Below are 13,591 nucleotides of genomic sequence, written 5' to 3'. Positions count from 1 at the left end.
AGGTAGTCGAGCAAAAAATTATGATCGTAATATGAGCGTGCGAAGAGCGGGCGGTCAAGCACGGGGGTCACATTCTCTGTAGCAACTGTGTTTCTCACGTGATTTGCGCAGAAGCCTGGAAGGCTTCGCGCATTCGCGCGTTCAGAATTGTGATGAGCTTGCGCATGGCAGCGACCAGCGCCAGCTTCTTTGGTTTGCCCCGACCAACCAGCCCCTCGTAAAACGTTTTGAGCACCGGGTCATAGCGAACCGCACTCAAAGCCGCCATGTAGATCATCGCTCGCGGATTGGCCCGACCACCCCAGGTAATCCGTCGCCCATGGGACCTGCCGCTATCTTTGGCAAGTGGCGCTACACCGTAGAGCTTGGCAATCGCCTTGCGATTCAAGTGGCCTAGCTCAGGCATGTCACAAACAAGAGTCGAGAGAACAACAGGGCCAACACCTTTGATCGCCGAGGCCACCTGGGCCTGTACCGACCCCTTGAGCTGCTCGCTAATGTGCATGTCCAGCTCGTCTCGGTCGGCTTCCAGGCGCTGGATATTGCGTTCAAGCATTAAACGCATGGCCGGTTGCTCAGTCAGGCGTCGCCGCTGCTTTTCTGCCGCCAGCATTTGCACCACTTGCTGGCGGCGGCGATGACAAGCGTGCAGAAACTGAGTTTCTTCGTTTGGGGGCTGATAGCGATTGAGCTTGAGGACGCTTGCCATATGGGCAAGGACGCAAGCATCCAGGCGGTCGGTTTTCGCCAACTGGCCTGTTGAACGAGCAAAGTCCCGAGCCTGTCGAGGATTGACTCTGACCATGGGCAAGCCAGCGGCATAGAGCGCCTTCAACGCTTGCAGCTCATAGCCACCGGTTGCTTCCAGGACCACTTGCTGAGGAGCGAATGGCGTTAGCCAAGCAATCACCTGCTGCCATCCTGCCGAATCATTGGAGGTGTGTAGTTGTGGTCCATGTTTGTCCACCTTCACATCCAAAGTGTCCTTGCTCACATCGATACCGGCGCCTATGCAACCCATGATGATCTCCTCTAGTCTTGAGACGTCGAGAGTTCTCCTCGGCAGCCCAGCCTTATCTTCGAGTGTCGGCTCGAGCAACTGTACGGGCGTAGTTGAGGAGAGATCGGCATGGAGACCTTGCTACAGCACGATCGTTTGAATCTAGGAGCTAGCGATCGTCCATGCCGACTCTCGACACCCAATCTGGCAGATCTAGAACAGATAAGGAGCGAAGCTTGCTCGCGATGGTATCGACGCGGTCTTGCCGTTGAACCGCGTTGGCCGTATCGCGAGCAATCGAGCGTCGACCGGCCGCTCCTACAGAAGAAGAGGGGCAGGGTGTTCAGGTCCACCAGTAGCGCACGAGGTGGAAGAAGATCGGCGCGGCGAAACACACCGAGTCCAGGCGGTCGAGCATGCCGCCGTGGCCTTCGATCATATGGCCCCAGTCCTTCACCCCACGGTCGCGCTTGATCGCCGACATGACGATGCCGCCGGCAAAGCCCAGCAGGTTGATCAGCAGGGCGATCAGGAACGACTGCCAGACAGTGAACGGGGTGATCCACCACAGCGCGCCGCCGATCAGCGAGGCCAGCAGGATGCCGCCGACAAAACCTTCCACGGTCTTGGACGGCGACAGCCGCGGGGCGATCTTGCGTTTGCCGAAGAGTTTTCCACAGACGTACTGCAACACGTCCGACATCTGCACCACGATCACCAGGTAGGCGATCAGCAGCAGGTTGCGCCCTTCGTAGCCGGCGATATCCAGGGTCAGCAGTGCCGGGACGAACGACACGCAGAACACCGCGATCATCAGCCCCCACTGGACCTTGGAGGCACGTTCCAGGAAGTGCGTGCTGTCGCCGCCCAGGGACGCGAGGATCGGCAGCAGCAGGAACACATAGACCGGGATGAAGATCGAGAACAGCCCGTACCAGTCGAAGTAGATCAGCAGGTACTGCACGGGCAGGGCCAGGTAGAACGCCGCCACCAGCGCCGGGTAGTCGCTGCGCCGGGTCGGCATCAGGGTCAGGAACTCGCGCAGGGCGTAGAACGAGACGGCGTAGAACAGCAGGATCACCGCGCTGGTGCCGAGCCAGAAGGCGATGCCGATCACCAGCACCATCACCCACCAGGCGTTGATGCGCGCGTTGAGGTTGTCGACCACCGAGCTCGGCGCGCCGCGGGTCCGCAGCTTGAGCAGAAAACCGATCAGCGAGGCCAGCACCAGTACCGCGCCGATCCCGCCGAACAACATCAGGGTTTGCCTATCCATCTCAAGAATGCTCCGGGGCCATGGCCAGCAGCGCTGCGCGGCTGCGTTCGAGGAATTGCTCTTTGCTTTCGCCGTCTTCGAGGGACAGCGGCGCGCCGAAGCTGGTGGTGCACAACAGCGGCAGCGGCAGGAAACGGCCCTTGGGCATCACGCGGTTGAGGTTGGCGATCCACACCGGAATCACCTGGGCCTGTGGGTAACTTTTCGCCAAGTGGTAGATACCGCTCTTGAACGGCAGCAGGCCTTCCTCCTCCAGGTTGCGCGTGCCTTCGGGGAAGATGATCAGTGAATCGCCGTTGGCCAGGGCATCGAGCATCGGCTGCAAGGGGTTATCCACAGGCTCCTTGCGTTCGCGGTCGATCAGCACGCCGTTGAACACCCGGTTGATGATGTAGCGGCGCAACGGGCGGGCCTGCCAGTAATCGGCGCCGGCCACTGGCCGCGTCACCTTGCGCAGCGCGGGCGGCAGCGAGGCCCAGAGCAGCACGAAGTCGCCGTGGCTGCTGTGGTTGGCGAAGTAGATGCGTTGCACCGCCTGCGGCCCGCAACCGAGCCAGAGGCTGCGGGCCCCGGTGATGGTGCGGGCGGCGGAGGTGATGAGGGTGGCGACCAGGGGTTCGAGCATGAGAATTCCTTATCCGGCGATGGCCAGCCAGGGGCTGGCCAGGATGAAGCCCAGTGTCAGCAGTACTTGCGTTGCCAGCAGCCAGGCCTGGCGCCGCAACAGGTCGAGGGCGCCGCGGCTGCGTTGTGGCCACGGGCGGCCGCCGGCGGTCGCCGGTTGCAGGCCGAGGGTGCTCAGCGCCTGGTCCAGCGCGGCGCTGCGTTCGGCCAGCGGCAATGGGCTGTCCGCCACCCGTTGGAACAGCTCGGCATCGAAGGCCACCCGCAGCGCCCAGTACTTTTGCAGCACTCCCAGGACCAGCAGGGCGACGCTCAGGGCGATGGCCCATGGGATGGATACACCGAGCAGCCATTGGCCGAGGCCGAGCAGGGCGCCGAGCAGTGTCAGGCCTGTGGATAACAGGTCCAGCGAATGCCCGCGGCGCAACAGGCTCGCCACCGCGTGCAGTTCCATATCAGTGGCCATACACGCTCCCCTGGGCTGTGGATAAAGGCTCCAGGGCCCGGCGGTGCGCGGGTTGCAGGACGATCTGCGGGCGCGCGCGGCGGATCTGCACGATGGCCGCATCGACGCTGGCGGCACGGCCTGTGTACAACAGCCAGGCGGCCACGGCGGTGGCACTGCGCGAATAGCCCAGGGCGCAGCAGACCAGCAGCGGCGCGTGCTCGCGCAGGCTTTCGATGGCTTGCGCGGCTTCGCGGCATTGCAAGGGGGTGGGCGCGGTCAGGTCGAGCACCGGCACGCAGCGATAGGCCAGGTGGCGGCCGTCCACGGACAGCTCGGCGCACAGGTCGACCACCGCGCTGAACGGGCTGTCCTGCAACTCGCCCGGGGTCGGGATACGCCCGAGCCAGACGTTATCCACAACCTCGTCGGGCTGTGGATGCTTGCGGGTCCACAACCGCGAGTTGACCCAGGCCGCCGCCAGATAAGGCGCCAGTAGCCAGCGCGTGGCGTTGCCCAGGCGACCGTCCGCGCCTTTTTGGAACCCCTTGGCGCCGAACAGCCCGTAGTTCAGCGCCACCAGCAGCAGGGCCACGGCGGGCCACAGCAGCCACAGCCAGGTTCCGGCGAAGACCAGCGCCGGTACGGCAAACAGCAGTGCCCCCAGGGCATAACGCAACGCCAGGCGCCAGCGCTGCCGATCGCGAGCCAGGCGCAGGTCCTGCAGCATGCCGGGACGGTCCAGCGGCCACAGCCAGACGCACAGCCAGCCGGCCAGGGCGCCTGTGGGCACGTCGATAAAGTGGTGTTGATAAGTGGTCAGCACCGACACGCCGATCAGCGCGAACCAGCCGTGCACCAGCCAGCGCCAGGCGCCCTGGACATGCCGCGCGTAGCAGACCCACAGCACCACCAGCAGCGCGATGTGCAGCGACGGCGCCTGGTTGAACGGCTTGTCGAAGCCGGCCAGCACGTCGAACAGCCAGCCGAACAGGCCATCCAGTTCCGGGCGCTGGAAGGTGAAGCGCAACGGCCAGAGCAGGAAGCAACTGACGGCGATGACTTGCGCGGTCAACAGGCGCAAGGCGTGGCGCTTGAGTTCTTCGCGGCTGGTGGGCAGCAACAGGGAAAAACCGTACAGCAGGTCGATCGACCAGTAGGGCACGATGCTCCAGGCCCAGAACGGCATCTGCCGCTCCCAGTCGAACACCAGGCTGCCGACCTCGGCCCGTTGCGAAGTGACCCAGGTGGCGAAGCCATAGGTGCCGAAAAACAGCGGCGCCAGCAGCAACAGCCAGAGCACCGCGGGTTTCAGCAGGCCGGGCTCGCGGGTGTACGTCGCGGCGACCGTCATCATTGCACCCGCTGCGCCAGCGACACGCTGAAAATGCCCCACTGATCGACGCGCAGGGTGATCCGGCGGAACCCTGCCGCTTCCACCAGTTGGTCCATCTCGGCCTGGGTTCGGCGGCGCATGACCCAGGCCTGCCCCGCACGGTGGCTGGTCAGGGCGCGGGCGATCAGTTCCAGCTGCGGGTGCCACGGCTGTCCGGTGTAGACCAGGTAACCACCGGGCTCCACGGCGGCGGCCAGGCCTGCCAGGGAGTCGCTGACCATCTGGTTGTCGGCGAACAGTTCGTACAGGCCGGACACCACCGCCAGCGTCGGCTTGGGCGCCAGGGCCGCGAGGTCGTCGCGGTCGAAGGCGTCGGCTTTGACGAAGCGGGCAATCTGCCCCAGGCCTTTCTCGGCGATCAGCGCGCTGCCGTCGCGCACGTTGATGTCGCTGTAGTCGCGCAGCAGGATCGACTCCGGCAGCGGGCTGATGCCCTGCAAGGCTTCGAGAATGTAGCGCCCGTGGCCGGCGGCGATGTCGACGATGCGCACTTCGCGCTGCTGGGTGCGCAATTTCTCCATGGCCAGGCGCAGCAGTTCTTCCACGTGCAGCTTGCGTTGGCGAATGCCGCGCCAGCCGATGGAGTCCAGGTAGTTGCGGTCGATCATCCGGCCCAGGGCCGAGGTGCCGGTTGCTTGGTTGCGGTACACGTAGTCCAGGGTGCTGCCGGAGTCGAAACCGGTGTCGAAGCCCAGCTTGACCCCGGCCGAGAGCCGGCTGCCCAGGCGCATGCTGGCGCGGGTCAGGCGCCAGTAGAGGTCGCGCGGGGAGTTATGCGGCAGGGGCGCCGCCAGTGCTTCGGACTCGGCGCAGGTCAGGCCCAGGCGGTCGGCGTCGAGCAGGGAAGGGCGGTTCAATGGCCGCGCGAAGTTCTGCAGGATGAATCGCCGGGCGCTGGCGACGGCCGGGGCCCGGGCCTTCTCGCCGAGGGTGTCGTGGAAAAATCCCGGCAGGATGTGTTTTTCCTTGTGCAGGCTGCCCAGGCGCTCGAAGAACTGCTCCTGGGGCCGGCGATGGACGACGAAGTCGGCGCCGGAGATCAGCAACTGGGTCGGCACCTGGATCGCCTGGGCGTCGGCCACCACCCGCTCGGCGGCTTCGTACAGGCCGAGCAGCACGTTCACCGAGATCGCCTTGGTGATCAGCGGGTCGCTGTCATAGGAGGCCACGCGCGCCGGGTCATGGCTGAGGAAGCGCGCCTTGACGTAGCTGTTGACGAAAAAGTTGCCGCGAAAGCGCCGCATCAACGCCAGGCCCGGGCGGGCGAACGGCACGTAGAGCTTGACCTTGAACGCCGGCGACGCCAGCACCAGGGCGCGGATGCGCGGTGCGTAGTCATGGACCCAGGTGGCGGCGATCACCGCGCCGACGCTCTGGGCCACCACGGCCATGTGTTCTTCGTCGATGCCGTGGCCGGTCCGCAGGTGATCGCAGAAGGTCTGTACGTCGCGCACGCTGGTGGCGAAGCTCGGGCTGTCGCCCCGGGCGCCGGGCGACTGGCCGTGGCCGCGGGCGTCCCAGGCGAAGAAATCGAAGGCCGGCAGGTCCAGTTCGTCCACCAGATGGGCGATGCGCGCGGAGTGTTCGTGGCCGCGGTGGAACAGCAGCACGGCCTGGCGCGGGCCGTCCGCGGGGGCGGCGGTGGCCGGCCAGTGGCGGTAGAACAGCTCGACGCCGTCGTGGGTGGTGAAGGTCTGGTGTTGAGCTTCGCGCATGGCAACTTCCTTATTCCGAGGGGGCGTTTTGCTGCACTGGTTGTTGGGCTTCTTGTTGCAGCACGTCTTGCTGTCGGGCTTCGAGCAGGCCCTGGCGAACCCGGTTGATCAAGGTGTAGACCAACAACGCGGCGACCACCGCCAGCACGCCATTGATCCAGGCGGCGCTCAGCCAGCCCAGGGCGATGCCGGTGGCCAGCACGCCGAGCACGAACGCCCGGTCGCTCTTGCCCATGGGGCCGTCATAGCGGCGCGAGGCGCCGATCATCGGCCCCAGCACGCCGGCGTATTCGCTGAACAGCGCCAGCAGCGTCACCAGCAGGACCAGCGGCAGGCTGACGCCGGCAATCAGCGCGAAAGGCAGGATCAACGCGCTGTCGGCAATCACGTCGCACAATTCATTGAGATAGGCGCCCAGGCGCGATTGCTGGCCGAATTCCCGGGCCAGCATGCCGTCGATGGCGTTCAGCGCCATGCGCAGGATCATCCACAGCGGGATCAGGATGAACAGCCAGAGGTGGTTGGCGAAACTGCCGATCAGCGCGCCCACCAGCACCGAAACCGCCGCCGCCAGCACAGTGATCTGGTTGGCCGTGGTGCCGTTGTCGTACAGGCGCTGGACCCAAGGCCGCAGCAGGTTCTGGAAGCGCGGTTTGAGCTGGTAGATGGAGAGCATGGCTGGACGTTTCCTTGTCACACAGTAGGCCACGGATTATGGCCACAGATCTCGCGGGCTGGCATCAGCGAAGCAGCGGTTTTCCCTGGCTTTGTGACGCGTCCAGGGCAAATAAAGGCATAGGTAAGCGACGAAAATTTCACTACTATCGTTATATCGTAACGATTTGTGACAAATACAGCGGCCTGTCGAAGAGTTATCCACAGGCCGGAACGGGTTAACGACCAGCGTTGGGGTGGTATGCAAGTCGATCTTGAGACTGAAGGGGCGGGGGTCGAAGCCTTGCCGAGGTTTCAGCGGGCGGCCTTTCACGAGCGCCGTCTGAAGCGTTGGGGCATCGGGCTGGCGGGGCTGGCCGGGGTGGGGATGGTGCTGGCGTTTTTCGTCGACCTGTTTGCCCCGCAATCCTTGTGGCCGGCGCTGCTGGTCAATCTGGCGGCGGCCTTGCTGGTGCTGGTCGGCGGCCTGCAGGCGGCGGGCTGGGTCAGTGCCTGGCGCGCGGGTGTGTTGCGCGCGCCAGATGTGGCGCCGAGCCCGGAGCCGGTTGTGGATGAAGCATTGCCTGATGACGGCTGGTACGAACGCTTGCTGGACGGCATCAGCCAGCGTTGGTCCGGGCTGCTGGCGCAGATCGGCGCGCCGACCTTGTGGCTGGGTGGCTGGGCCTTGCTGGTGCTGTTGGTCATCGAACAGGCGTGGAACCTGAGCCTGCCCGCCGCGGCCCTGGGCCTGGCGGGCAATGTCGGTGCGGTGCTGGCGCTGTTGCTGGCCTTCGGCTTGCTGGTGTTCGAGCGCCAGCTGAGCCAGGAACGACCCGGCGAATGGCCGGAAGCCGCGGCGCTGGCGCAGTTGGCGCGAGTGGCGATCATCAGCCTGGTGCTGGCCGCGCTGTGCCTGTTGTTCAGCAGCGACACGGCGCTCTGGCCGGTGCGCCTGGGCGTGCTGATCGGCGTATTGCCGGCGTTGGTGGCCCTGGAGTTCCTGCTGCGCGCGGTGCTGTCGTTGTTCAGCCCGCGTCGCGCGCAGCTGGAGCCGCGCATGCTGGCCCACAGCGTGATCGCCGACCTGTTGCGCTGGCCGCCGCAGCCTTTGCTGGCCTTGCAGCACGAATTGCACAACCGCTTCGGCATCGACCTGCGGCAGATCTGGGCCTTCACTTATATGCGCCGGGCGTTCCTGCCGGTGCTGCTGGTAGTGCTCGGGGTGGGCTGGTTGCTCACCGGCCTGCATGAAGTGCCGTTGCAGGGGCGGGGCATCTACGAGCGTTTCGGCAAGCCGGTGGCGGTCTTTGGCCCGGGTTTGCACGCGGGGCTGCCGTGGCCGCTGGGGCGGGTGCTGAGTGTCGAGAACGGCGTGGTCCACGAACTGGCCACCAGTGTCGGCGAGGCGCCCGCGGTGGTCGAACCGGCGCCGGCCGAAGGCCCGCCACCGCTGGTGGCCAACCGCCTGTGGGACGCCAGCCATGTGAACGACAAATCCCAGGTGATCGCCAGCGGCAGTGCCGACAAACAGAGCTTCCAGATCGTCAACATGGACGTGCGCTTCGTCTATCGCATCGGCCTGGGCGATCAGGCGGCGCTGGCGGCGACCTACAACAGCGCCGATATTCCGATGCTGATCCGCAGCACCGCCAGCCGCATCCTGGTCCACGACTTTGCCTCGCGCACCCTCGATGGCCTGTTGGGCGAAGACCGTACCAGCCTGGCCGAGGATATCGGCCGCGCGGTGCAGGCCGACCTGGAGAAGCTTGACAGCGGGGTGGAGATTCTCGCCACCGTGGTCGAGGCCATTCACCCGCCGGCGGGCGCCGCCAATGCCTATCACGACGTCCAGGCCGCGCAGATCGGCGCCCAGGCGCTGATTTCCCGCGAGCGCGGCGCGGCCAGCGAGCAGACCAACCAGGCGCAGTTGCAGGCCAGCATCGCCCGCGACCAGGCCCAGGCCACGGCCCATGAAGTGCAGGCCACGGCGCAAGCGGCCGACCTGCGTTTCTCCGCCGAGCAAAAGGCCTATGCCAGCGCCGGCCAGGCATTCGTGCTGGAGCAGTATTTGAGCCAGCTGAGCCAGGGCCTGCGCAACGCCAAGTTGCTGGTGCTCGATCATCGCCTGGGCGGTGCCAACGCACCGACCCTCGACCTGCGTACATTCACTTTGCCGACCGAGCCTTCGGTGCCGGGTAACACCGCTCAGCCAGGAGCCGCCCATTGAGCCAGTCCCATTCCCACGATCATCAGGACCACGCCGGCCACGATCACGGCCACGGTGGACATCACCATCACGGGCACCATCATCACCATCACGGCGCGCCGGAAGAGGCGGGGCCCTTTCCCTGGCGGCGCATGGCCTGGGCGCTGTTGCTGGTGCTGTTCGCCATTGCTGCGGCGAGCCTGGTGCAAGTGCGTTCCGGCGAAGCCACGGTGATCACCCGTTTCGGCAACCCGGCGCGGGTGCTGCTGGAGCCTGGCCTCGGCTGGCGCTGGCCGGCACCCTTCGAGGCGGCGATCCCGGTGGACCTGCGCCTGCGCACCACGTCCAGCGGTTTGCAGGATGTCGGCACCCGCGACGGTCTGCGCATCATCGTCCAGGCCTATGTGGTGTGGCAGGTGCAGGGCGATCCGGACAACGTGAAACGCTTCATGCGTGCGGTGCAGAACCAGCCGGACGAAGCGGCGCGACAGATCCGTACCTTTGTCGGCTCGGCCCTGGAAACCACCGCCAGCAGTTTCGACCTGGCCAATCTGGTGAACACCGATGCGAGCAAGGTGCGCATCGCCGACTTCGAAGCCCAGTTGCGTAAACAGATCGAGCAGCAGTTGCTGAGTACCTATGGCGTGCGCGTGCTGCAAGTCGGCGTGGAACGCCTGACCCTGCCCTCGGTGACCCTGACGGCCACCGTCGACCGCATGCGCGCCGAGCGTGAAACCATCGCCACCGAACGCACGGCCATCGGCAAGCGCGAAGCGGCGCAAATCCGTTCCGCCGCCGAGCGCGATGCGCGCATCGTCCAGGCCGACGCCACGGTGAAAGCCGCGGATATCGAAGCCCAATCCCGGGTGCAGGCGGCACAGATCTACGGCCGCGCTTACGCCGGTTCGCCGCAGCTGTACAACCTGCTGCGTTCGCTGGACACCTTGGGCACGGTGGTGACCCCAGGCACCAAGCTGATTCTGCGCACCGATGCGGCACCGTTCCGGGTGCTGGTGGACGGGCCACCGAGCCTCGGCAATAAAGCCGCCGGGTCGCAACCATGAGTTTGGTTCCACGTGGAACACATGAACTTGGCAGCCCGTGGATTCAGGCCGGTCGCCTGGCGTTTCTCGCCCTGTATGCGGTGACCGTGCTGGCCGCCTTGGCCTGGGCGTTTTCCAATGTGCGGCAGATCGATCCACAGAACCGCGCGGTGGTCCTGCATTTCGGTGCGCTGGACCGCATCCAGAACGCCGGCTTGTTGCTGGCCTGGCCACAGCCGTTCGAACAGGTGGTGCTGTTGCCCGCCGCGGACCGGGTGATCGAGCGGCGGGTGGAAAGCCTGCTGCGCTCCGATGCGGCCTTAAAGGGTGACAAGGTGGCGAGTTTCGCCGTGCCCCTGAGCGATGCCCTGGCCGGTTCCGGTTACCTGCTGACCGGCGACGCCGGGGTGGTGCAGCTGGATGTGCGGGTGTTCTACAAGGTCACCGAGCCTTATGCCTTCGTGTTGCAGGGCGAACATGTGTTGCCGGCACTGGATCGGTTGGTGACCCGCAGTGCCCTGGCCCTGACCGCTGCCCGTGACCTCGACACCATATTGGTGGCGCGTCCGGAACTGATCGGGGCCGACAATCAGGCCGCCGAGCGTCGTGAACGGCTGCGCGGCGATCTGGTGCAAGGCATCAATCTGCGGCTGGCGGATCTGGCGGCGACCGGGCAGGGGATCGGCATAGAAGTGACCCGGGTCGACGTCCAGTCCAGTCTGCCGGGACCGGCGGTCAGCGCTTTCAACGCGGTGCTGACTGCCAGCCAGCAGGCCGACAAGACGGTGGCCAACGCGCGCACCGACGCCGAAAAGCTCACGCAAACCGCCAATGAACAGGCCGACCGCACCTTGCAGGTGGCGCACGCCCAGGCCGGTGAACGCCTGGCCAAGGCCCAGGCCGATACCGCGACCATCCAGAGCCTGGCCCAGGCGCAACGCAACGGCACCGATCCGGAGATGCTCCTGCGCATCTACCGTGAACGGCTGCCGAAGATTCTCGGCCAGGCCGGCTCGGTGACCACGGTCAATCCCCAAGACGATTCCCGCCTGATCATTCAGGGAGCCCAACCATGACTGCCCACACCCATGCCGCCGGGCCGGCGAGCATGCTCACCTCCGCCGAACAACGCAGCGCTGCGCGCCAGCTGACCCTGGCCATGCTGGCCTTGGGGCTGCTTGGCCTGGGCCTGGTCTGGCGCTGGCTGGCCCCGGAGCAGACCGGCGTCAGCCAGTTGCTGCTGGGTTTCGCCTCGTTGCTGGTGGCGCTGCCGGTGATGCGTTCGGCCTGGTACAGCCTGCGTTACCCGAGCCTGCACGGCATCACCGACCAGTTGATCGCCCTGGCCATGCTCGGCGCCTGGGCCACCGGCGACCTGCTGACCGCGGCGCTGCTGCCGATCATCATGATCTTCGGTCACGTGCTGGAGGAGCGCAGCGTCATCGGTTCCCAGGAAGCCATTCATGCCCTGGGCCGCTTGACCCGCAGCCATGCGCGCCTGGTGCGGGCCGACGGCAGTATTGGCGAGGTGGACAACGCCACGCTCAAGGCCGGCGATGTCGTCGAAGTGCGCGCCGGCGACCGGGTGCCCGCCGACGGCCTGGTGCTGTCCGGGCAAGCCAGCCTCGATACCGCGCCGATCACCGGCGAGTCGGTGCCGTTGGAGGCCAATGTCGGCATGCAGGTGTTCGGCGGGGCGATCAACCTCGACGGCCTGTTGCGCCTGGAAGTGACCCGTACCGGCCACGAATCGACCCTGGGCAAGGTCATCGCGCTGATGCAAAGCGCCGAGCGTTCCAAGCCGCCGATCACTCGTTTGCTCGAGCGTTACGCCGGCAGCTACATGGTGCTGGTGTTGCTGCTGGCGGCGGTGACCTGGTTCATCACCAACGATGCCCAGGCGATGCTCGCGGTGCTGGTGGCGGCCTGTCCCTGCGCCCTGGTGCTGTCCGCGCCGGCCACGGCGATTGCCGGGATCGCCGTGGCGGCGCGCCACGGCATCCTGATTCGCAGCTCGGCGTTCCTCGAGGAGCTGGCGGACCTGACCTCGCTGGTGGTGGACAAGACCGGCACCCTGACGTTCGGCACCTTGCGCCTGCAATCCATCGACAGCCCGCGGCAAGATCGCCAGGCCTTGTTGAACCTGGCGGCCAGCCTCGGTTCGGCCAGCAGCCACCCGGTCAGCCGGGCGCTGGCCGGGCTGGTGGCCCAGGAGCATTTCCTGGTGTTGTCGGATATTCGCGAGCGCCAGGGCCTCGGCGTGGTGGCGCAGACCGAGCAGGGCGAGGCGGCCCTGGGGCGTCCCGAGTTGTTCGGCCAGCTCGGCATCGCCACCACGGCGGTACCCGAACATGACGGACCGATTGCCGGGCTGGCATTGAACGGCGAGTTTCTGGCCTGGCTGTTGCTGGCCGACAGCGTCAAGCCGGAAGCGCGTTTTGCCCTCGACGAACTGCGTGAACTGGGGTTGGGCCGCCAGCTGTTGCTGACCGGCGACCGCCAGAGTGTCGCCGACAGCCTGGCGCGGGATGTCGGCATCGGCGATGTCGAAGCCCAGGCATTGCCGGAAGACAAACTCAAGCGCGTGCTGGGGGAAATCGACAGCGGTTTCCGGCCGATGGTGGTGGGCGACGGGATCAACGATTCCCTGGCGCTCAAGGCTGGCGTGGTCGGTGTGGCCATGGGCGCGGGCGGGGCGGACATTGCCCTGGCCTCGGCGGATATCGTGCTGATCGGCAGCGACCTGCGGCGTCTTGGTACCTGTGTGCGCCTGAGCCGCCAGTGCCGCCAGACCCTGCAAGTGAATGTGGTCATCGGCCTGGGCTGGACCCTGGCCATAGTCGCCTTTGCCGCGTTCGGCTGGCTCGGCGCGGCGGGGGCGATGATCGCGGCGGTGCTGCACAACCTCAGCACCTTGCTGGTGCTGGGCAATGCCGGACGGTTGTTGCGGTTTCAGGAGCCATTGCTGAAGTTGTAGGGGCGGGTTGGCGAGACGTAGCGGGGCTGATGGAGCGCCGCTTTGCGGCTATCGCGAGCAAGGGCAAGCACTGGCGAGTTTTGCGTGAGGGCCTTGATGGTGAGAGCCAGGGTGCTCAATTCGGGGTTGAGCACCTGCAGCTAGAATCAAACCAGGTCGAACTGCGCGCCCGCCCGGTGGTCATCTGTGGAAAGGGCCCAGCACCCGGGACGGTCGGCTGGCTGTTCACCAGGGATTGTTGCAATGCCGACA

Annotated in this window: 11 protein-coding genes; 4 read left to right on the top strand and 7 right to left on the bottom strand. The window is 66.0% G+C overall.

From position 1 onward, the window contains the following. Nucleotides 1-94: 94 nt before the first annotated feature. From IF690_RS00760 to IF690_RS00730, 7 genes are all read right to left on the bottom strand, one after another. Nucleotides 95-1,021: an IS110 family RNA-guided transposase gene (locus IF690_RS00760; protein WP_202698460.1), complete on the bottom strand. Its 927-nt coding sequence runs from the start codon at nt 1,019-1,021 to the stop codon at nt 95-97. Between the two features lie 322 nt (nt 1,022-1,343). Next, nucleotides 1,344-2,276 carry a phosphatidate cytidylyltransferase gene (locus tag IF690_RS00755; RefSeq protein WP_202698459.1) on the bottom strand — a complete coding sequence of 311 codons (933 nt, stop codon included), beginning with the start codon at nt 2,274-2,276 and terminating at the stop codon, nt 1,344-1,346. 1 nt (nt 2,277) lies between these two features. Beyond that, the gene (locus tag IF690_RS00750) at nt 2,278-2,901 is read right to left on the bottom strand and encodes a lysophospholipid acyltransferase family protein (protein WP_202698458.1); all 624 of its coding nucleotides are present in this window, start codon (nt 2,899-2,901) and stop codon (nt 2,278-2,280) included. 9 nt (nt 2,902-2,910) lie between these two features. Then, a complete protein-coding gene (locus IF690_RS00745; RefSeq protein ID WP_202698457.1) occupies nt 2,911-3,366 on the bottom strand; it encodes a hypothetical protein in 456 nt (151 codons plus the stop codon). Then, a complete protein-coding gene (locus IF690_RS00740; protein ID WP_202698456.1) occupies nt 3,356-4,699 on the bottom strand; it encodes a phosphatase PAP2/dual specificity phosphatase family protein in 1,344 nt (447 codons plus the stop codon). The genes IF690_RS00745 and IF690_RS00740 overlap by 11 nt, the downstream gene beginning before the upstream one ends. After that, on the bottom strand, nt 4,699-6,456 hold the full coding sequence (locus tag IF690_RS00735; protein WP_202698455.1) for a bifunctional alpha/beta hydrolase/class I SAM-dependent methyltransferase: 1,758 nt from the start codon (nt 6,454-6,456) through the stop codon (nt 4,699-4,701). The genes IF690_RS00740 and IF690_RS00735 overlap by 1 nt, the downstream gene beginning before the upstream one ends. A gap of 10 nt (nt 6,457-6,466) precedes the next feature. Then, nucleotides 6,467-7,132 (bottom strand): CDP-alcohol phosphatidyltransferase family protein, encoded by a 666-nt coding sequence (locus IF690_RS00730; protein WP_202698454.1) that lies wholly within the window; start codon nt 7,130-7,132, stop codon nt 6,467-6,469. Nucleotides 7,133-7,372: 240 nt separating this feature from the next. Between IF690_RS00730 and hflK (IF690_RS00725) the strand changes: the two genes are divergently transcribed. Genes hflK (IF690_RS00725) through IF690_RS00710 form a run of 4 tightly spaced genes read left to right on the top strand, consistent with a single transcriptional unit; the run spans nt 7,373 to nt 13,339 of the window. Then, nucleotides 7,373-9,340 carry a protease modulator HflK gene (gene hflK, locus IF690_RS00725; protein ID WP_202698453.1) on the top strand — a complete coding sequence of 656 codons (1,968 nt, stop codon included), beginning with the start codon at nt 7,373-7,375 and terminating at the stop codon, nt 9,338-9,340. After that, the gene (hflC, locus tag IF690_RS00720) at nt 9,337-10,383 is read left to right on the top strand and encodes a protease modulator HflC (protein WP_202698452.1); all 1,047 of its coding nucleotides are present in this window, start codon (nt 9,337-9,339) and stop codon (nt 10,381-10,383) included. The genes hflK (IF690_RS00725) and hflC overlap by 4 nt, the downstream gene beginning before the upstream one ends. Further along, nucleotides 10,380-11,438: a protease modulator HflK gene (gene hflK, locus IF690_RS00715; RefSeq protein WP_202698451.1), complete on the top strand. Its 1,059-nt coding sequence runs from the start codon at nt 10,380-10,382 to the stop codon at nt 11,436-11,438. The genes hflC and hflK (IF690_RS00715) overlap by 4 nt, the downstream gene beginning before the upstream one ends. Next, complete coding sequence (locus tag IF690_RS00710) at nt 11,435-13,339, top strand: cation-translocating P-type ATPase (RefSeq protein WP_202698450.1); 1,905 nt, start codon at nt 11,435-11,437, stop codon at nt 13,337-13,339. Before hflK (IF690_RS00715) ends, IF690_RS00710 begins: the two co-directional genes overlap by 4 nt. The last annotated feature ends 252 nt before the right edge of the window (nt 13,340-13,591 follow it).

The sequence above is a fragment of the Pseudomonas sp. SK3(2021) genome, assembly GCF_016772375.1.
Classification (GTDB): Bacteria; Pseudomonadota; Gammaproteobacteria; order Pseudomonadales; family Pseudomonadaceae; genus Aquipseudomonas; species Aquipseudomonas chlororaphis_I.
Note: the sequence above shows the minus strand (reverse complement) of the source record. Positions and strands in the feature narration are given on the sequence as shown.